The sequence below is a fragment of the Nicoliella sp. ESL1113 genome (assembly GCF_058509245.1).
Genome location: NZ_CP196388.1, coordinates 191,883 through 211,243 on the forward strand (window position 1 = coordinate 191,883; position 19,361 = coordinate 211,243).

Sequence of the window (19,361 nt, forward strand, 5' to 3'; positions counted from 1 at the left end):
CTCATTGTTGTAAAAAATTACATGCTGATCAATACTGGCGATTATTTCTATGCATTCAAACTTTTTTGAAATACTAGCTCAGTTGTCATTTTCACAGCACACTTGATCAAAACTAAAAATCCAGCCAATATTTTAATTTGACTGGATTTTTTATGTTTAATTCGAATTATTTATGCTTTCCTGGATTTGTTTTTCATGATCAGCTTCCGATTTCAATTGGTTCGCATAACCATTAACCTCATCCTTTTGCCCTTGATTAACGTAATAGTCTTGAACCAACTGATCAACTGTAACTGTCTTAGTCACAGCGTGCCCATCTGCAACAGTTTGGCCACTTACCCAATATTTATATGTAACTAAGTTGCCATCCCGTTTATAGTAAATATATGACATTGGATCACCATTTGAAGTGATGTAGCTATATCCGGCAATACTCCCAGATTTTGCATTATTACTTTCAACCCCATAGTAAAGAACGCCATCTTTAACGCTACTCTTAAACGAATCTGGTTCCCACAATAAATTGACCATGGTTCCAATTACCTTGTCACTAATGTTACTATATTTATCATTATTTGAACTAGCTGATGCTGAGCTACTAGCAGCAGATGAAGTAACACTACTAGTAGCAGTGCTACTAGAACTAACAGAAGAACTGGCAGTACTGGTGGAACCACTCGATGAACTAGTAGCCCCCTTTCCCTGACTACTATTACCACAACCCACTAACAACAAGGAACTTAATAACAACACAGTCCCACTTAAGATTAAATTTCTTTTCATTTTGAATTCCTCCATTATAATTATCAATCAACAAAATAATAAAATTGTTAACGTCTTTAGGATTACCTTATCTTAAAGGATCTGTACGATAACCATTTTTCCAGCAACTTTAACGAACTTACCATTAATATTCATAGTAAATCTTTTCCTTGACTTCTTCACGATATAGTTCCAGTAAAGATATTCTTTGGCGTTTTTGACTGATTTTAGTTGGTATGTATTTTTACCTAGCTTTTTATAAAACGCTTTCAATAACATCCCTTCAGCATCACCCCCCTGCAGCAGCTCCAAATAGAAATTTTTTTATTATTATGGACCTTAATTAAAATATTACCTCAATGAATCGATCTTATATTCATTTTCTGTCAAATTTAAGGGGTCTCTTCATCTAATCATTTGTAACAATTAGATTAGTTTATTTTGGTCTATCTAAAGACTGATCAGAGTCATTATCTAATCGAAAATATGATCACTATCCTTATTTGTTTTAAGGGCACTAAATAGTACACTTAATAATGCATATATTATTGTTGTAGGTGGAAAGAAGAGAGTGGCAATTAATATTAATAAATTAAGCGGGTAATACATTTTACTTTTTAAGTATTTATAAGTTCTCATTTTATAAATTTTTTCGGGATGGCCATTTTCAGCCTCCAGTTCCTTAGCTATATTGGTGCTTAGGATCTTAAATGTCAAACTCCAAAAGTTGAAAATCAATAAATAAAATATTTCAGGACCTGAATAATCGATAAATTTTCCAACCCAACTAGTTGCTAATGGTAAAAGTGACATTGAAAATAACCACAGATTATTTAACCAGTAAATTTTTTTAGTAATGCGTTTAGTTATAGAAATCATGTAATGGTTATCGTACCAAGCAGTACCAATAGAGATAAAGCTAGCAATATACGCTAAAAAATAAGGCGCTTGATCAACAATAGAAATTAGTTTTGGTGATGATGGGGTTTTGATTTCTAGGACCATGATCGTAACGATTATGGCAATAATAGCATCAGAAAAAGCTTCAAAACGAGATTTATTCATTTTAACTCTCCAATCTTTGCTCCTATGACTAAATAATGGCACAGAAAAGCCTACGATACTGTTAACTATTATTTAAGATAGAAATTTTTAATTTATCTAATGATTAAAAAAGATGTTCAAAACTAGCATTGTGAAGATGATAAAATCACAAATACTGAATTTAGAGCTCTTAAAAAGAAATTATCACAAGTCAAATAGGAACGTGATATTTTAAAAGCTGCGGTGATAATTATTGAAAAAATAAGTATTAATAAAATTAAAAATTATAATTTAAAGTTGATAGTTATGTAATTTTTATGGTTAAATGATATGTTAAAAATACTATTATGTCAATTATCCTATACTGGATAACGTTATCTCACAAATATAATAATAGGATAACTAATTTTTATAATATGTCCGTTTAGGTGTACGTTAACATTATCATCAAGTTTGGTTGTTTGAAAATTTATTTCAAAAATAACCACTTAATAGTAAAAGTGTAATGATATTCATCGCTATCCTTACACTTTTATTTTTATATTATAGTTATAATTATTTTAATCAGATTAAATCAATGTTGATATACTATCGTGAGATAACTCAGATTCGATTTATTTAAAATTTTTTGTTCGGATTCTTAACATAGTTTTAGATGAACGTTATTAATAATTTAACGATTGGTAAAAATTATCGCGAATGATTTTAAAATATTATTTTCCCGTTTTAAAGCCATTAATTTTTTTGTAACTTTTTGATGTCATGTTCATTAGGATTTATAACTCCTTTAGCTTCATGATACCATCGAAGAATAGTTTGATATTTGGGAATGTATTCATCCAAAAGATTGTGAGCGTTAGCTCCGTCTCTCATCATTTTGATTATTAACCTATTAAATTCTTTTGTATATTTTCTCAACATAGAAAAAGCTCCTATGATTAAATTATATCGGATTTAAAAATTTTGTTCGTCATTTAATCAAAGGAGCAATTTTTGAATCAACTCGCAATCGAAGCGATATTTAAATTACTAAATTTTAGTTAGATTACCAGTTGTTATCGCTGTAAGTATCATTACTATAATCGTCATTGTTATAGTCGTATTGATTATAATTGTAATCATCATTGTTATCGCTATAAGTATCATTATTATAATCATCATGGTTAGAATCGTATTGATCATCATTATAATCATCAAGGTTATGGTCATATTGATCATCATTGTAATCATCGTGGTTAGAATCGTATTCATCATTATTATAACCATCAATGTTATAGTCGTATTGATCGTCATTGTAATCATCATGGTTAAAATCGTATTCATCATTATTATAACCATCAATGTTATGGTCGTATTGATCATCATTATAACCATCAAGGTTATAGTCGTATTGATCATCATTATTATAATCATCATGGTTAGAATCGTATTCATCATTATTATAACCATCAAGGTTATGGTCGTATTGAGCATCATTGTAATTATCAATGTTATGATTGTGTTGATTATCATTATCATCAGGGTCATGTTGATTAAATTTTTGATCATTATTGTTATGATTGTTATCCTGATCGAATAATTTGCTGACAGCGTATCCCCCAACTCCACCAATCAACATCCATTTGAATAAATTAGATCGATTTGATTCTGGATTAGAATGCATGGCATTTGGCTGATAATGATATATTTGACGGGGTTGTGATTTTTGATAAGTTGAAATTGAATTAATTTGAGGATAATCATTTGTTTTGTTTTCAATAATTTCTTGGTTTGATGATTCAATGACTTTAGGGTGTTGATTTTGTCGTTTTTGCAAGTATTTAAAACCGATAAAGCTAATGATTAAAATGATGATTACTGTTATTAATGGCATGGTTATTTTTCCTACTTTCTATTAATTAAATATAATTAAATAGTAATAAGTGAGCCTATGTCAAGGCCTCGGACAAAACAATTTTAACTAAATTGTATCTATGCTATCTCGTAATAGCTAATTCGTTCGTGATTGAACCATTCAATATATTTGATAATTAATAATCTTTAAGAGTAAGATAGATCAACGATATTAATTAAAGATTACATGGATTTAGTCCAAGTTATTGACATATTTAATGGCCCTTATGCTTTTCGTACTTCTTTTGTTGTTTTATTTTAAAAATTTTTTCTTTCTTTTCTTTAATATATTGTTTTTTTATTTTCTTCCTTTCTTTTTTATCTAGTGAATTTTGCTGTTTTAAGGCTTGCTGAGCCTTGGTACCGATTCCTTTTTTCACTTCTTTTTTGCTTATTCGTTGTAAACACTTTGGGTTGATTTTTTTGTGAGATATGTCAACTGCAGTTATAGACTCTCTATAAAATTGAAACAGAGACCAATGTTTGTTTATAAGATTATTTATAAAGCGTGTGGTGGGTTCAGAGGTTCCTAATGTCAATTTAGCAACTTCATAAATATTATTAAAATAAGATTCAATAATTATTTTATAGAAAGGAGGATCAAATATTATAGTAGCTTTACTTTTAATCAAATTATTAATATATAGCATCTTCTTTCATAAATATGATTATATACTTTATTCATTTTCCGAATGTTCCATAATATATTCGTAAATTTAAAATGATGCAGCAACTGCAATCTTTCTCCATCGACTATATTGTCGTAAACATTACTTCTTTCAGATATCTAGATATTCCATATATTGTGACTTGATACTATGAAAATACATATTTATTTGAAAGTTATTCATCTATATTCAATGATGTTAAAAATAATTATAACTAGTTATATGTTTTTATAAATACACATTTAATATAGTGTAAATACAACATTGTGTATTTACATATCATTATGTTTATGTTATGTTTAGAAAAATTTTGACATTATAAGGTGATGATTATTGTGAGATTTGGAAAACGATTAAGGGACTTGAGAAAACAAAATAATCTAACACAATTTCAGTTAGCAGAAATAACATTTTATTCATGTCAAACGATATCGAAATGGGAAAGAGACCTAACTTGTCCACCAATAGAAGCGTTAGAAATTATTTCAAAAAAACTTAACGTCGATATTGGTTATTTTTTTGAAATTGATCATAATGATGACCTAGATGATAAAATAATGATGGATTCCATAAGGGCTTTAGATATAGAACATAATTTAAGTATTAATAATTTAGCCAATTACTCAAGTGTGGAAAAAACCACTATTCAAGCATTATTTAAGAATGACAAAGATCTTATAAACTTTTTTATGGAAAATATAGATCGCAGAATAAGAAATGACATTTTGGATAAAATCTATATGTATTCAGATTTAAGAAACTTCTTAAATGAAGTAGTTATAAATACTTTATATAATAATCGAGAGGTATTGCATATAATATATAAATCTAATCTAAGGCTAACTTGGTTTTCTTTTGTTTCTGATAACTATGTTAGTACTTGTAAAAAGCATTTTTATAAAGATAAAAACGATCCTGCTGATATAAAAATTCTAATTATATTAAATTGCTTTTCAACCTGGCTATCTAATAACGTAGTAATTAGTCGTGAAAAAGCTAAAAAAGATGTCAACGAAATGTTAAGCAAAACACTGATAGAGTTTATATAATTAAATATAAAAAATCTCTGCTACTGCTCTTGAAGCACCTTATAATTGTTAGATAAAGTCCAACGATTATAGGGTACTTTTTTATGACTAAATATAGTTAAGTCATGTTTAAAATAATGATGAATTTTTTATAACTATTTCTAAAGGGATAAATATTGATCGCCATTTGCTTGAAATTTTGTCATTAAAATTAAGCTATACAGTAAACACACTAATAAATATAGTTCATACAAGGTAATGATTGGTAAAATCGCGCCAAATGTTTTGAAGCAAACATTTACCGAGCTACTCCCTTATCATGTTTCCCACACTGATATTACTCAAGTAAAACTTAGTAATGGCAAATTTGGTTATATTTCAGCAATTACTGATGAAACATCGAAAGAAATATTAATCATGCAGGTTAGTTCAACGCCTAATATAGTCCTTATTTCTAATCCCATTAAAAAATTGAAAGCATGTTCAAATTATTAAAACGTGAATTCTTAAATCATTTAACGATCAACAGTATCAATGGGCTTAGAAGATATATTAATAAATATGTTCATTGGTCCAATCACGACAGAACCTCTTTAAATAGAAAAGGACTGCCCCCGATTGAATATCGGAGCCAGTCCTTATAAGTAAGTGCGTTTTAATAGCTATTATAGTTTACTAAAGGCATTTGAGAATTCAGCAAAGAATGCCTTGATATTATTCCATTGACTAGGAATCCTTGACACATCTGAATTATCATTGATTTTGTTATTATTGACATTATTATAGAGGGTCTTTAATTTATTGTTCTCAGTGCTAGAAAATTTGGTCCCATAGTATTGGTAATAAGAAGATGCCGTGTTTTGTATACAAATTATTCCATATACTTGATCAATATCACCTAATCTCCCATAATCACTATTTACATAATTTCTATCTGCATCGGTTATTTGATCAACAGGACTCGTTCCGTCACCCCATAAATAATCATCTAATAATGAATAGGTATATTTAATTCCCTCTTTATCATAGTTATCAACATTAGTGTTCATATCACTAACAATTGTGTTAAATATATTAGCAAAATCGTTATACTTTCCAGTTTCGAAGAATGTGCTTGGCCCGTCAGAATATGGATCGGGGGCCTCTGGTTCTCCTAAATCATATCTGTGTCTAAACCAACTATTATTAGTAGAATAATCAATATTACTACTAAATTCTGTGAACATGGCTAATCCTAAACCTCCAGAAGCATTAGCATAATTATCGTAATCATCTTCTGTTATATTGCTACTATTACTATTTTTGAATACAATAACGGGATCTGTAAACTTACCGTTAACGATGTTTGGCTCAAAGTTACTGCTATTCATTGAACTAGATTGATTGCTATTTGTGCTTGATGGGTTATTACTATCGCTAGAAGCACTACTACTTGATTGAGATGCATTTGAACTAGCACTATTAGTTAAAGATGCTGAACTAACATTTGATTGAGATGTACTTGAGCTATTGACATTAGTGATTGCTGTTGAATTATTGCCTGATTGCGATGAATTTGAACTAGCGCTGCTATTATTGGATGTTGCGTTATTACTTGAGGATGCAGCACTGCTAGTTACACTTTGGCTACTACCAGATAAAGCATTGCTACTACTTGATGAACTGCTATGATCTTTCTTGTTAACGGTTTTTTTGTTAACCTTCTTCTTCGTATGCTTCTTTGCTTTTTTGACATTCTTTGAATGCTTTTTAGAATGTTTTTTAACTTTTTTGACGTGCTTTTTATGATTATTAGATTTATGTTTAGATGCCTGAACCGTATAATCATAATTTATGATTTTTCCTAAATTTGTTTGTGATAACGGCACAATTAGTGCTGCTGATAGAGCACTAGTTAAAATGATTTTTTTAATATTCAATTATGTACAACTCCTTATATTTTATAACGATAATCTATAATAAATAAAATGATATGTCAAATATATTGTGTAAATGAAAATGTCCTTCTTAAATTATAAAAAATTGGTTCAAATAGATTCTTTTATTTAGCAGGCTTAGTTATCCAATTTATCAATAAGGGGATCTAATGAATGATGGAAGCCAGTTTTCAGATTTTTTATTTCCACAAGATTATTTAAACACTCTTATTTTTTATCGTATAAGTTTAAAAATATGGTTATTATACTTATAAAAATAATACTAGAAACTATATTAAAATTAATTCCGTTATTGTAAGTATCATTAATTTTAGAAATGATTAATATTATTGCACCTATATCCAATAATATTAATCCCACATTTTTTAATAATTTGATTTTTTTCATAATATTAATTATCTACAATTTGCATAATAACATCTATACTAACTAGTATAGATGCAAAATGTACTAATGCAGTTCTGCCAACTCTAAGTCTCTCCTGTTATGCTTGCTTTTAGCATTAGTTCTGTAGCTTCTCTTATTTCTCCTAGTTCTTTCATGTCCTTTTTAAGCTTAATACTCTTAGCTGCAATTAAAAATGCTGATCCAACTGCCCATGAAATCGAACCGATACATTTTGCGATTTGCCAAAGATTTGGATCAGTAATTATTAGGAAAATGCTATTTTTATCAAAAACTTCTATGATTAACTTATACCGGATTTAAAAATTTTATCCGGCATTTAACGTTAAAATCGAATCACAATCGAAAAGATATTTAAATTACTAAGTTTGAGTTAGATTACCAGTTGTTATCGCTGTAAGTATCATTGCTATAATCATCATTGTTATAGTCATATTGATCATTATCATAATCATCACGATTAGAGTCGTATTGATCATTATCGTACTCATCACGGTTAGAATCGTATTGATCATCATTGTAATTATCAATGTTATGGTTGTGTTGATTATCATCATAATCATCAAGGGCATGTTGATTAAATTTTTGATCATTATTGTTATGGTTATTATCATGATCAAATAATTTGTTGATAGCATACCCCCCAATTGCACCAATTAATACCCCTTTGAATAAATTGGATCGATGTGATTCTGGGTTAGAATGCATGGCGTTTGATTGATAATGATATATTTGACGGGGTTGTGGTTTTTGATAAGTTGAGGTTGGATTAATTTGAGAATGATCATCTGTTTTGTTTTCAATTGGTTCTTGGTTTGATGATTCAATGATTTTAGGTGAGGTCGACTGTTGGTTTTGTCGTTTTTGCAGGTATTTAAAGCCGATAAAACTAATGATTAAAATGATGATTAATGTTATTAATGGCATGGTTGTTTTGCCTACTTCCTGTTAATTAAATATAATTAAATAGTAATAAGTGAGCCTATGTCAAGGCCTCGGACAAAACAATTTTAACTAAATTGTATCTGTGCTATCTCGTAATAGCTAATTCGTTCGTGATTGAACCATTAAATATATTTGATAATTAATAATCTTTAAGAGTGAGATATAAAATAAATAATGTATTTAAAACTACATCAAATTAGTCCAGATCATTATATGAATTAGTTAATTTGGCAAATTGAAGAAATTCACCTTAATTGATTAAAATATAATCACGATCATCCTTATTAATTGATTTAACCTTCCAATCAACTTTATTTTGGATAAATTGATAAACCAAACTCAAAGCTTCAACACTCTCAAATTGATAGCTTCCGTGAGTGGCTCCCTTGATTAAGTTCAGTGAAAAACTTTCCTCTCCTACTTTACAATTTAACTCAGCTGCAAAATTGATTGACTGAAGATATGGAACGTTTACATCGGATTCCCCAGCAATAATGAAGTACTTAGTAGAATCATTCGCTTTTAAATAGCTAACTGGGTTTGACTGCTTGACTAACGAAGACTCACCATTTATTGGAGCTCCTAGGTAAAGACTTTCAAATGAATTTTCATCTTCAATATTCATCATTGGCGTTATCCCTAGTGATTTAAACTCACTAGATATATTACCGAAGTCAATTGGTCCGTAATAATCAATTACTGCACTAACCTTATCCGAGATGTCTAGATAACCTAGTTCTGAATCATACAGTTGATCACTACCACCTGTAGCGCCAGCTAAAGCTGCTAAATTAGCTCCGGAGGAATCTCCCCATAAAATAAATCGGTTGGGGTCCAGTCCATACTTAGCAGCATCTTTTCTAACTAAACGAATGGCCGCTTTAACATCATTAATAGCTGCCGGAAAAGTCGCTTCACCAGAAAGTCGATAGTTAACTGTAACAACTGAAAAGCCATGATTTAAGGCACTCACTTGTGCTTTTAAGTCACTTGCAGTATTATTACCGAATTTAAAACCACCACCGTGAATTGCAAATATTACTGGATATTGATTAGAAGTAGTATTTGGAAAGTAAATATTTAAAGTTTCTGATTGTGATTTATTACCATAGGAAATATTTAAAAACTTACGGTGAATGTTTTGTAAATCAAAATCACCCATTCCAAGGCCACCACCAACTCCTGCTGATTGCTTAGGCAAAAGGTCGGTAATATAATTAGCTAAAACTGAGGTATCTCCAACATTAAATTCTTTTTTCAAAATAATTTAAACCTCCACTGAAATTAAGCATCTAAATAATGAACGACTACTAGATAACATTATTCACTAATAATAATTTACAAAGAGCGAAAGGTGGGAATTAAAGTTAAAATTTATAAATAATGTAATGATTATTAATCTGATTCCGAAAATAAATCGTGTTCGAATTTTTATTTTTAATAACATTATTAACTAGTGAAACAATGACCAGATTTATTAGAAGGTTGACAGATGGGTGTCCCCCAACATAATTTTATAACTTTATGGTATTAATGAATTTAAGATTATAACATTTACTTAATCAACATCTCACTCTTAAAATACAGTTGGTAATAGATTTTATGATTTTTTTATACTATAATTATATTAGTATAAATTTTGACATAACAAATTCGGCTATCAAAATGAAAATGGATATGCCTAAGTTCAAATAATATCACTAGTAAAACAACTACTATTTGTTTAAATTAAGGGGTCATAATATCATGAATAAAAAATTAATTGCCAAATTAGCACTACCACTTACCTTATTCTCAGCATTATATTTAGGAGAAGGCCATCACATCAATGTGGCTGCATCAAAAAAAGCTAACCTTGAATATATTTCTACTTATCCTAAATCAATCCGCGGCACTTGGTATACATATTATCCTTCTCAACCATCTTATGAAAAGATAGTTATAACTAAGGATAAAATATATGATTATTTAAATACAAAAGGCTTTTCAGAAAACAAAAAACCATATGTTACCCAGCTTCATAAATTTTATAAACACACTGATAAATCCTCATACCATCCAAACTGGGTATATTCTCATGGCTGGTACAATATGCCATCTGATAAACTAAGAAAAAGATGGCTTTATACTTACGGTTGGAATCAAAGCGCTGGAACTGGAACATTCTACAATATTTCAAAAATTCAGGGAAATTGGATTTTATCAAGGGCTAGCGGTGCTGGTTTCGCTTCGTCGCATGCATATAGATCTGAGAATCTAGCTAAAAAGTTAGCTAATAAAAAGTACTCAGGATTTATTTATGATTAAATATAAATATAATCAATAATTTTAAGTTATTAAAATCTATCAATAAATTATTTTCCTCGTAATATTTTAATTGAAAACACAAAAAAACGCCTCCAAATTCGCAACTAAAAGTTGCTATTACAGAGACGTTTTTATTTAAATCCTATAAGAACTGAATTCCACCATCGACAATAATTGCTTGTCCGGTAATGTAATCTGCCTTATCGCTGGCCAAGAATGATACCAAGTTAGATACATCAACTGGTTCTTCACCGCGACCAAGTGCAATTCCATTGATTGCATCCTTAAGGGCAGCTCCCTTTGGACGTCCATCTAAGTCAGTCATCTTAGCATCGATTTCATCCCACATTGGCGTTAATACGATTCCTGGACAATAAGCATTAACGGTGATTTTGTCCTTAGCAAGTTCCTTAGCAGCTGCTTGGGTCAAGCCCCGCACTGCAAACTTAGTCGCTGAGTAGCCACCGAGCATTGGGAATCCTTCATGGCCTGCAATTGAGGAGGCGTTAATAATCTTACCTGGCGTCCCCTGCTTCTTGAATTGATCAGCAGCAGCTTGAATCCCAAATAATGCCCCCATTACGTTAATGTCTAACAACCGACGCATTTCTGATTCGGTAGTTTCTTCTACTGAATCAACAGAAGCAATCCCTGCATTATTTACGTATACATTTAATTGGCCTAGTTGATCGACCGTTTCTTGCACCGCTTTTTCAACTTCTTCTTTTGATTGTACATCTGATTTAATGGCGATTGCTTGGCCACCATCAGCGTTAATTTCATCAGCAACTGCTTGCACCTTATCCAAATGCCGACCAGTCAGCGAAACGGCAAATCCGTCCTTACTTAGTTGAACGGCAATTGCCTTTCCAATTCCTTGACCCGCACCTGTTACTAAAGCAACTTGTTTATCCATGAATGTCAGTCCTCCGTTAGTTAAATTGTTAATTATTTCACAATAATTTTATAACTAGGTCAACTGATTTTCAAACATTATGGACTGATGTTAAGTAATCCTTAAAGTCCTTATTATATGATGATTTAGATTTAAATATTATCTTACAAAATTATTTAAATATATCCAAAAGATATAAAATTTGCTTTTATTTTAGTATATAATGTAAAATCATATTTGAGGTGATAATATGAAAAAATCTAATATCAAAATTTTGTTAACTTCAGCTATTTTAGCTAGCGGTACTTTATTCGGATTTACATATACAAACAATACAAGTGTTTCTGCAGCAAAGCATGTTGAACATGTGGAAAAAGACTACTCAGAACTTTTGAAACAGATGGTTGTGAATGATGCCAACCAAATTAAGTACCTGAAATTCCCTAAGCAACACCAAATGACATATGATAAAACATTGAGCAAAGAAGCCCAAACACAGGCCAATAAGATGCAAAAATATATTTTTGCCGGTAAAAACAGACATCTTGATGATAAAGCCTTAACCAAAATTTTGGGAAAAGATTTTGCTAAGAAATTCGGTAAAAGCATTTTCATTGCTAGAACTTGGAGTACTAAGCGTTTAAATGCTAATAAGACTGTTGGATATTTGCAAGACTATTTATTCTATAAAAAGAACAGCAAAAAATATAACAATTTTATTACTAAGAACTTTAAAAAAGCTGGGGTTGGATTTGCTTATGGATATAACTCTAACAACAGTAAGTATCCACATGAAAGTATTGTCTATGTAATAGCTAAATAAAACAAAACAAGTGGAGTTAGGGACCTTCCCTAACTCCACTTGTTTTGTCTCCTAATATCAAAATAAAAGTTATAATCTGATCTTAGTGTGAATAAATTGGACTGCCCTCCGATACTCAATCGGAGGGCAGTCCTTTTCTTTTAAACAAAAAAGTTGAATTTGATTTTTATTAGCGATACAATTAAATTGTATTTGCTTAAAAATAAAAATTCACGTTGTTAAAACCATCCAGTAACCAGGTACTCTAAATTGATTATCTGGTTTTTTACATCTCATTAGCTAATTCTGGTGGAATAAAAAGCGTTCGATTCGCTTATTAGCAATTGCAACACAAATTAATAATTGAAGGGAAGTAAAGGAATGGAAAAATTATACGCAGCTAAGTTGCAGAGAAACATCTTTAAGATGAACGCTACTCTAGAGGATAAGTTAAGTTTTCTAAAGGCCCTTGCTTTAATTGATAAGAATGCTAAGAAAAATCCTGATGCAAAGGTTTTTTATTCTGACATTTCCGATGACTATACTATAAATGATAATCATTTAGATAATAATAAAATCTGGAACTATGTTTTAGAGCAGATCAGCGTTATTCCAGGACTAAGAGCTGGTAAGAGTGATGCAGTTTCGGCAACCTCAGTCTTTGCATACCACCAAAAGGTTACTACGCATAAAGACTTAAGTATCACTATCAAGTCAATGGAAGAATCCCCCAACTATGGTTATGATCAAAGAATTAATGATTATAAACGATACGACAATAATCCTGAAATCTTAAAGATAAACAATGCAATAAAGTCCATTAAAGCAATATTATATGTTAAAAAATCCAACCTCCTTTACGATAAGAAACAAATCATCAGTATGGACTTCAATAAGAACCCAGATCCAATCACCTATCAGGAAATAATCAAACGTTTAAACCAATCCTTCAGTTAATTTTAATTTGTAGTCTCGATTACACTAATCAGCTAATCGTTAAATCAACTATAAAAAACGGCCCCCTGTTTAGCAATTTTACCATTGCCAAATATGGAGCCGTTTTTATTTTAATCCTGCCAAATTTTTTTCGCGGTATCAACAACTAATTTAATCTTATTCCATTGATCCTGTTCAGTTAACCGATTCCCCTCTTCAGTTGAAGCGAATCCACATTGAGCCGATAAGCAGAGATCATCGAATGGATAATATTGACTAGCATCATGTACCCGTTCATCAAGGGTGTCAAACGATTCTAGTTCTGGCCGTTTACTAGTAACCAGTCCTAAGACCACCCGTTGATCACGACCATTTTCAGCAATCGGTTTGAGCGGCTTGAACCCACCAGAGCGTTCATCATCATATTCCAAGAAATAACCATCAATGTGTAATTGTGCTAGATAATCAGCAACTGGATCATAAGCTCCAGCACCAGCCCAGTGTGAATCATAGTTTCCCCGACAGACGTGCATCGTTAATACTAAGTCATCAGGCTTACTATCAGCAATCGCATTGATTGCCTTGACCGCTGCTTCACAAAGCGGCTTTAATTCTGGTAAGATCGTATCCTTTGAAAAGCTAGCCCACATCCCCCAAGAAGTATCATCAATTTGAAGGTAGCGGCATCCAAGGTCATAAAACTTTTGGACGGTTTGCTTGTATGCTTCAATCTCATCAGCTAGAAATGCATCCAAGTTACCGTCGTAATATTCATCATCGATTCCAGCTTCCTTGTTAGGGAAGAAAACCGATGGACTGGGAATCGTTTGTTTAGCGGTGATGCCATCTGGAACGATTGAGTTCAAAAATTCGAAGCCCGCAAAGAAGGGATGGTTAGGATTGTATGTGATCTTATCGCTGATTTTAATTCCGCCCTTACGTGTTTCTTCACCATTGAACCGATAGCCATGTTCTGGAGTATAAAAATGACTTCCATTTAAGCCATCAAAGAAATCCAAATGCCACCAACTTCTTCTAAACTCCCCATCGGTAACATCCTTTAGACCCGCATTAATTTCTTTTTGAACCAAATCCTTGATTTCACGGTTTTCGACCGCTGTTAATTCATCATGACTGATTTCTCGATTACTAAATTGTGCACGAGCCTTCTTTAAAGCTTCAGGTCTTAGAAAACTACCAACGATATCGTAACGATTTGGAAACTTAACTGCCTTTGTCATTATTATCCACTCCTTATTTTTAAACAAAAAAATCCTTGAAATATTAAATTAATATCCCAAGGACGATTTATCGCGGTGCCACCTTTGTTCATGCATGGCTCACACCATACACCTCTGAAGTACGCAGGCCTACAGACCAGCTATACTTGGACTAGGTTAATGGAGTCCATCCCAATTTGATTTAACATTACGCTCAACCAAATTCCGCTCTAAGACCATTTTCAAACTAAATTAGCCACTAGCTCACACCATAACGCTAGCTCTCTTGAGACCACTTTCGTTTTACTTATCTTTTCATTGCTTCGTTCATATTTAAGTTTGGCATCATCTTAACACCGTCAATAAATAGTGTCAATTAATTAGCAAAAAAGATTAAGTATAAATCGCGGACAAAATAGCTATTACGATCAGCACCGATAATAGTTGAGATGATACACCAAAGAAAAATCCATCTGCAGCATTTAATTTTTAATTGATTGAACTAAAAATAAAATCTTAAATCTTTAAATTTAATGTGAAACAATAGTCTTTTTTATTTATCGGTGTTAAAATAAAGATTGTGAAAAAATTATCAATGCTTTTAAAATCAACGTTAGTCATGGAGGTCTATTATGAATAATGAGTCATCAGTTTCAAAAGATAAAAATAGTATCAAAGAATTTATTTTTAAAGTCTTAAATGGTTCCGCACAGGGGATTTTGATCGGGGTATTGCCATCAGCAATCGTTAAGTACATCTTATCTCCGTTAGTCCAAAATCACATCACCTGGGCGATCCAGTTAAATTCGCTCTTGGTCCTTTTTGGTTCATTTATTCCATTGTTGATTGGAATGTCAATTGCCAGTCAGTTTAAAATGAAACCTCTCGATATCGGAACGACCATGATTGCTACGGGGGGTGCTTCTGGTTCGATCAAATGGGCGGTGGCCAATCCAGGGTTTGTTAATCCAATCACTAATGTTAAAAATCCAATCGCAAGTACCGTATACATCGCCAGTGGGGCTGGAGATGTGATCAATGCCATCATCGTAGCTTCATTAGCTGTAATCGTAATTCAATTGATAGCTAAATACCTGAATGGATTTGGAGCAGTAGCGATTATCTTTAATCCCCTGCTTATCGGTGGCCTGGTTGGTTTGATTGGATTAAATATCGCCCCGTTTGTTGCAACGATCACAAATGCCCTCGGTGAGATGGTCGAAACCTTCACTACCCTGCAACCATTATTGATGAGCATTTTAATCGCAATGGCTTATTCATTCATTATCATTACTCCAGTTTCAACGGTTGGGATTTCACTGGCTATCACGTTGTCTGGCCTTGGTGCTGGAGCCGCCGGTGTCGGTGTAGTTGCAACGACCGTCATCCTATTGGTAAACTCAGTGGTCGTGAACAAGAAGGGAACGTCCTTAGCGATCTTGCTTGGTGCCATGAAGGGAATGATGCCATCGATTTTCAAAAAGCCCGTCATGATTTTAGCATTTATGGTCTCTGCGGCCATTTCAGCTATCCCAGTCGCCATGTTCAACGTACAAGGGACCCCCACTTCCGCTGGATTTGGTTGGATTGGATTAGTCTCACCGATCCAGTCAATGCTCGTTAGCGCAAGCGAAAGTAAATTCGTTCATCATACCGTTGGCATCGTTCCATCGTTGATTACGTGGTTGATTGTGCCAATCATTGCTGGAATCATCGTTAACTTCCTTTTTACCAAGGTCTTGAAACTATACTCAGCTACAGATCTACAACAAGAAATTAAATAATAAAGTAATAATCCCCAGTGGGCCTTATACCTACTGGGGATTATTATTTAGATTCTATTCATTTCTTTGGTCCATTAAAGTATAATAAATTCCACGATTGTCTTGGCGACGACTTCTATAGTAAGCGAATTGATGTCCATTTTCTTTAACCATTTTATTTATATTTTGAATATTTCCGTAAACATAAGATAAAACAGTTTCAGTGGCACTACCACCCATTTTAAGCATCTCAATGTTTTTAGCGCTTAAGGGTAAATGACCATTAATTTGGCCACTTTTAATATCATCAATTAATTTAGAATATACTTTTAGTTGTTCGGTACTGGTTAAAATGCCCTTATTCTTAATAAAGTCATATTCTTGTTGGTTTCCATCAATAATCCAGTTCGCATTAAAATCACTACTGGGAGCACTTTGAACTGCACTCTTGATGCCATTCCAAATTTCCAGTTTACTCCGATCCTTCACTGGAACCTCCGATGATGTTGCCAAGAATAAATTGACGTATTGATTTAAAAGCGGTCCCTCATTAGCAAATTCATTCTGATTTAAGATTAAATTGGGTTTATTATGAATTAAAAATCCTATAAATTCATCTTTTCCGCCATTAAAGATCTCCCTTTGTTGATAAAAATAAATATCCATTTTTAACGGAGCACCAATGTGAAAATCATTACGATCATTAATAGCGAATTGGCGTTCTCCTTTAAGCAATCGCGCTTTAAAAGACACTTTTTCGCCTGGTTTTAAAACCCCCTTACCAATGGCGATCTTACCATACGCAGCCATATCACGGTTACCAAATAAATATGATTCTTGGCCAATTGTAATCACAATGTTGCTTAATAACATATTAACATTCAAAAATTTTACACCTGATTTTGAAGTTTGCGTAAAAATATAAAATCCTTCGTATTGACCAGAAAATGAATATTGTTGACTTGAATTTTGTTGATGCAATTGTTCTAGTTGTTCAGTAGTGATGAAATCCATAATAGTTCCTCCCTAACATTTGCTAATTACAAGATTTTTTCACAAATTATAAATTATTTATTATTTATTTTATAATTACCAACGTATCATAATACTCTGGCAACCATGATTGAAAATGACGCTCAAGCTCAATAAATATGTAACTCAATTCTAAAATCTCCATGAGCCCATTTATTTATCACCACCTTATTTTAATTTTTATACTAAGCTAAATATAAATGCACTGTCAACTAATCTTATTGAAAAAATCACATTATTAAAAAAAGCTTCGCTAGTAATTAATCACCAGCGAAGCTTTTAAGTTACAAGTCAATATCTAAGTACTTAATGTCTGGGCGTTCCTTAAAACCGAAATGTTTCCAAAACGATTGGCCTGCTAAATTATCGATCACCGTAAATAGCCCAATCGTCTTGATGCCAATCGATTGGAATTGTTTGAATACCCGTGAAATCAGTTCCGAACTAATGTGTTGGCCGCGGTATTTTTCATCAACGGCAACGTGGTACAGAAATCCCTTCCGCCCATCAGTTGCCCCTAGTAAGGTTGCCACGATCTCACCATCTACTTCAGCAACAAAACACAGGTCGGGATTGCGATCAATGATTCGCTTAATGCCAGCATAGGAATTATCCAGCGATTGTAAATTCATCCCTGCGGTCCGTTCCCATAACGCATACGCTTGATCATAATCAGTGCTCTTCATTGCGCGATAAACTACCATTTTACTTGCCCTCCTTAAATGCTACTTCACGTGGACTGTGCCCACCGTTTAAAATTGTCAAGGCATCATCCAAAGCCTGGGTGACCATTTTGGCAACTGCAATGTCGGTATAAAAGCCAACGTGGGGCGTCAAGATCACATTCGGAATTTGCTTTAGGCGGTTGTAATGGGCAACTGGGGTCTCACCAGAAAAGCGTAAATTAAAAATTTTCGTTTCCGCTTCGACCACGTCCAATGCCGCCCCCGCAATTTGGTGCTGCTCTAAGGCATCGATCAAATCAGCAGTATTTACCACGGGTCCCCTCGAGTCATTGATAAAAAACGCGGTCGGCTTCATCTGCGCAAATGCTTCTTTATCAATCAGATGAACGTTATCTGGGCTTAAATAAACGTGGGACGTCACAATATCAGCATTTTGGTACACTTCTTCCTTAGTCCGATACTCTAAAATCCCCTCACGTTTTAACGCCTCGTTCTCCACTAAGTCATTGCCGATCACCTTCGCACCGAGGGCGTGAAAGATTCTTGCAACGGTGCTGCCAATCCGCCCCACACCAATGATTCCAATCACGTATTCAGAAAGTTCACGGGAACGCAATCCATCGACAACGTAATCATTGTTGGCCAAGCGCGCTTGGAATTCTGGATAGTGCCGAATTAGCTGCATCGCCTGCATTAGTACTAATTCTGCCACCGCGTGCGGTGAATAGGACGGCACGTTAGTAATCCGAATGTCGTTTTGAGCCGCTGCATTGAAATCGATCGTATCAATTCCAGCCGAGCGACAGGCTAGTTGCTTAATGCCATAGTCATGCAGCGTTTTATAAATGGAGCCGTCATCGTCTAAGCGGCTGCGTTGCTTATAGATAATGCCATCAAAGCCCTCGACATCACTTACGGTGTCTGGATGCAATTCGTATGGGACACTTTTTACAGGGATGCCATGGGCCTTGCTCCATGCATCGATAAATGGTTGTTCGTCCTTGCGAACGTGGTATGCGATCAACTTCGTCATTTAAA

19 protein-coding genes and 1 other annotated feature are annotated in these 19,361 nt (G+C 33.0%); of the genes, 6 read left to right on the top strand and 13 right to left on the bottom strand.

All coding sequences use genetic code 11. The annotated features are described in order from the left end of the window. Positions 1-156: 156 nt before the first annotated feature. From ACSYTJ_RS07635 to ACSYTJ_RS07655, 5 genes are all read right to left on the bottom strand, one after another. Complete coding sequence (locus ACSYTJ_RS07635) at positions 157-783, bottom strand: Lreu_0056 family protein (protein WP_491720250.1); 627 nt, start codon at positions 781-783, stop codon at positions 157-159. 453 nt (positions 784-1,236) lie between these two features. Beyond that, positions 1,237-1,827: a TMEM175 family protein gene (locus ACSYTJ_RS07640; RefSeq protein ID WP_491717599.1), complete on the bottom strand. Its 591-nt coding sequence runs from the start codon at positions 1,825-1,827 to the stop codon at positions 1,237-1,239. Between the two features lie 714 nt (positions 1,828-2,541). Then, on the bottom strand, positions 2,542-2,727 hold the full coding sequence (locus ACSYTJ_RS07645; RefSeq protein WP_491720251.1) for a hypothetical protein: 186 nt from the start codon (positions 2,725-2,727) through the stop codon (positions 2,542-2,544). A 124-nt stretch (positions 2,728-2,851) separates the two neighbouring features. After that, positions 2,852-3,679 carry a hypothetical protein gene (locus ACSYTJ_RS07650; RefSeq protein WP_491720252.1) on the bottom strand — a complete coding sequence of 276 codons (828 nt, stop codon included), beginning with the start codon at positions 3,677-3,679 and terminating at the stop codon, positions 2,852-2,854. A gap of 235 nt (positions 3,680-3,914) precedes the next feature. After that, on the bottom strand, positions 3,915-4,349 hold the full coding sequence (locus ACSYTJ_RS07655) for a YjdF family protein (protein ID WP_491720253.1): 435 nt from the start codon (positions 4,347-4,349) through the stop codon (positions 3,915-3,917). A 353-nt stretch (positions 4,350-4,702) separates the two neighbouring features. Here ACSYTJ_RS07655 and ACSYTJ_RS07660 point away from each other — a divergent pair, with 353 nt between their 5' ends. Continuing rightward, positions 4,703-5,416, top strand: coding sequence for a helix-turn-helix domain-containing protein (locus ACSYTJ_RS07660; protein ID WP_491720254.1), 714 nt, complete (start codon positions 4,703-4,705; stop codon positions 5,414-5,416). Between the two features lie 458 nt (positions 5,417-5,874). Continuing rightward, positions 5,875-6,039, top strand: coding sequence for an IS3 family transposase (locus ACSYTJ_RS07665; RefSeq protein WP_491717594.1), 165 nt, complete (start codon positions 5,875-5,877; stop codon positions 6,037-6,039). Positions 6,040-6,060: 21 nt separating this feature from the next. Here the strand turns inward: ACSYTJ_RS07665 and ACSYTJ_RS07670 are convergent, their stop codons facing one another. The 3 genes from ACSYTJ_RS07670 to ACSYTJ_RS07680 form a co-directional block, all read right to left on the bottom strand. Then, on the bottom strand, positions 6,061-7,314 hold the full coding sequence (locus ACSYTJ_RS07670; protein WP_491720255.1) for a hypothetical protein: 1,254 nt from the start codon (positions 7,312-7,314) through the stop codon (positions 6,061-6,063). An 801-nt stretch (positions 7,315-8,115) separates the two neighbouring features. Further along, the gene (locus ACSYTJ_RS07675; protein ID WP_491720256.1) at positions 8,116-8,664 is read right to left on the bottom strand and encodes a hypothetical protein; all 549 of its coding nucleotides are present in this window, start codon (positions 8,662-8,664) and stop codon (positions 8,116-8,118) included. A gap of 268 nt (positions 8,665-8,932) precedes the next feature. Then, positions 8,933-9,943: an alpha/beta hydrolase fold domain-containing protein gene (locus ACSYTJ_RS07680; protein ID WP_491720257.1), complete on the bottom strand. Its 1,011-nt coding sequence runs from the start codon at positions 9,941-9,943 to the stop codon at positions 8,933-8,935. Between the two features lie 485 nt (positions 9,944-10,428). On the opposite strand from ACSYTJ_RS07680, the gene ACSYTJ_RS07685 reads away from it, so the two are divergent. Then, a complete protein-coding gene (locus tag ACSYTJ_RS07685) occupies positions 10,429-10,989 on the top strand; it encodes a hypothetical protein (protein ID WP_491720258.1) in 561 nt (186 codons plus the stop codon). 142 nt (positions 10,990-11,131) lie between these two features. Here the strand turns inward: ACSYTJ_RS07685 and ACSYTJ_RS07690 are convergent, their stop codons facing one another. Beyond that, entirely contained in the window at positions 11,132-11,905 is a 774-nt protein-coding gene (locus tag ACSYTJ_RS07690) for an acetoin reductase (protein WP_491717589.1), read from the bottom strand. Positions 11,906-12,134: 229 nt separating this feature from the next. On the opposite strand from ACSYTJ_RS07690, the gene ACSYTJ_RS07695 reads away from it, so the two are divergent. Both ACSYTJ_RS07695 and ACSYTJ_RS07700 read left to right on the top strand, forming a co-directional pair. Beyond that, positions 12,135-12,707, top strand: coding sequence for a CAP domain-containing protein (locus ACSYTJ_RS07695; RefSeq protein ID WP_491717588.1), 573 nt, complete (start codon positions 12,135-12,137; stop codon positions 12,705-12,707). Positions 12,708-13,067: 360 nt separating this feature from the next. Continuing rightward, on the top strand, positions 13,068-13,643 hold the full coding sequence (locus ACSYTJ_RS07700; RefSeq protein ID WP_491719412.1) for a hypothetical protein: 576 nt from the start codon (positions 13,068-13,070) through the stop codon (positions 13,641-13,643). 110 nt (positions 13,644-13,753) lie between these two features. On the opposite strand, the gene ACSYTJ_RS07705 is transcribed toward ACSYTJ_RS07700, so the two are convergent. After that, the gene (locus ACSYTJ_RS07705) at positions 13,754-14,863 is read right to left on the bottom strand and encodes a 5-methyltetrahydropteroyltriglutamate--homocysteine S-methyltransferase (protein ID WP_491720259.1); all 1,110 of its coding nucleotides are present in this window, start codon (positions 14,861-14,863) and stop codon (positions 13,754-13,756) included. Between the two features lie 55 nt (positions 14,864-14,918). Beyond that, positions 14,919-15,170, bottom strand: a binding site (T-box leader). Between the two features lie 304 nt (positions 15,171-15,474). Between ACSYTJ_RS07705 and ACSYTJ_RS07710 the strand changes: the two genes are divergently transcribed. Further along, positions 15,475-16,626 carry a PTS sugar transporter subunit IIC gene (locus ACSYTJ_RS07710; RefSeq protein ID WP_491720260.1) on the top strand — a complete coding sequence of 384 codons (1,152 nt, stop codon included), beginning with the start codon at positions 15,475-15,477 and terminating at the stop codon, positions 16,624-16,626. A 54-nt stretch (positions 16,627-16,680) separates the two neighbouring features. Here the strand turns inward: ACSYTJ_RS07710 and ACSYTJ_RS07715 are convergent, their stop codons facing one another. The 3 genes from ACSYTJ_RS07715 to ACSYTJ_RS07725 form a co-directional block, all read right to left on the bottom strand. Continuing rightward, positions 16,681-17,619, bottom strand: coding sequence for a hypothetical protein (locus tag ACSYTJ_RS07715; RefSeq protein WP_491720261.1), 939 nt, complete (start codon positions 17,617-17,619; stop codon positions 16,681-16,683). Between the two features lie 302 nt (positions 17,620-17,921). Then, the gene (locus ACSYTJ_RS07720; protein ID WP_491720262.1) at positions 17,922-18,341 is read right to left on the bottom strand and encodes a GNAT family N-acetyltransferase; all 420 of its coding nucleotides are present in this window, start codon (positions 18,339-18,341) and stop codon (positions 17,922-17,924) included. 1 nt (position 18,342) lies between these two features. Further along, positions 18,343-19,356, bottom strand: a complete 1,014-nt coding sequence (locus ACSYTJ_RS07725; RefSeq protein ID WP_491720263.1) for an NAD(P)-dependent oxidoreductase — start codon at positions 19,354-19,356, stop codon at positions 18,343-18,345. Positions 19,357-19,361 lie beyond the last annotated feature (5 nt).

What these genes read in the sequence shown, in the direction of transcription:
- ACSYTJ_RS07720 (WP_491720262.1), bottom strand. Translation starts at nt 18,341, where the DNA reads ATGGTAGTTTATCGCGCAATGAAGAGCACTGATTATGATCAAGCGTAT.
- ACSYTJ_RS07695 (WP_491717588.1), top strand. Translation starts at nt 12,135, where the DNA reads ATGAAAAAATCTAATATCAAAATTTTGTTAACTTCAGCTATTTTAGCT.
- ACSYTJ_RS07655 (WP_491720253.1), bottom strand. Translation starts at nt 4,349, where the DNA reads ATGCTATATATTAATAATTTGATTAAAAGTAAAGCTACTATAATATTT.
- ACSYTJ_RS07685 (WP_491720258.1), top strand. Translation starts at nt 10,429, where the DNA reads ATGAATAAAAAATTAATTGCCAAATTAGCACTACCACTTACCTTATTC.
- ACSYTJ_RS07675 (WP_491720256.1), bottom strand. Translation starts at nt 8,664, where the DNA reads ATGCCATTAATAACATTAATCATCATTTTAATCATTAGTTTTATCGGC.
- ACSYTJ_RS07690 (WP_491717589.1), bottom strand. Translation starts at nt 11,905, where the DNA reads ATGGATAAACAAGTTGCTTTAGTAACAGGTGCGGGTCAAGGAATTGGA.
- ACSYTJ_RS07665 (WP_491717594.1), top strand. Translation starts at nt 5,875, where the DNA reads ATGTTCAAATTATTAAAACGTGAATTCTTAAATCATTTAACGATCAAC.
- ACSYTJ_RS07650 (WP_491720252.1), bottom strand. Translation starts at nt 3,679, where the DNA reads ATGCCATTAATAACAGTAATCATCATTTTAATCATTAGCTTTATCGGT.
- ACSYTJ_RS07635 (WP_491720250.1), bottom strand. Translation starts at nt 783, where the DNA reads ATGAAAAGAAATTTAATCTTAAGTGGGACTGTGTTGTTATTAAGTTCC.
- ACSYTJ_RS07725 (WP_491720263.1), bottom strand. Translation starts at nt 19,356, where the DNA reads ATGACGAAGTTGATCGCATACCACGTTCGCAAGGACGAACAACCATTT.
- ACSYTJ_RS07715 (WP_491720261.1), bottom strand. Translation starts at nt 17,619, where the DNA reads ATGGATTTCATCACTACTGAACAACTAGAACAATTGCATCAACAAAAT.
- ACSYTJ_RS07710 (WP_491720260.1), top strand. Translation starts at nt 15,475, where the DNA reads ATGAATAATGAGTCATCAGTTTCAAAAGATAAAAATAGTATCAAAGAA.
- ACSYTJ_RS07705 (WP_491720259.1), bottom strand. Translation starts at nt 14,863, where the DNA reads ATGACAAAGGCAGTTAAGTTTCCAAATCGTTACGATATCGTTGGTAGT.
- ACSYTJ_RS07640 (WP_491717599.1), bottom strand. Translation starts at nt 1,827, where the DNA reads ATGAATAAATCTCGTTTTGAAGCTTTTTCTGATGCTATTATTGCCATA.
- ACSYTJ_RS07645 (WP_491720251.1), bottom strand. Translation starts at nt 2,727, where the DNA reads ATGTTGAGAAAATATACAAAAGAATTTAATAGGTTAATAATCAAAATG.
- ACSYTJ_RS07700 (WP_491719412.1), top strand. Translation starts at nt 13,068, where the DNA reads ATGGAAAAATTATACGCAGCTAAGTTGCAGAGAAACATCTTTAAGATG.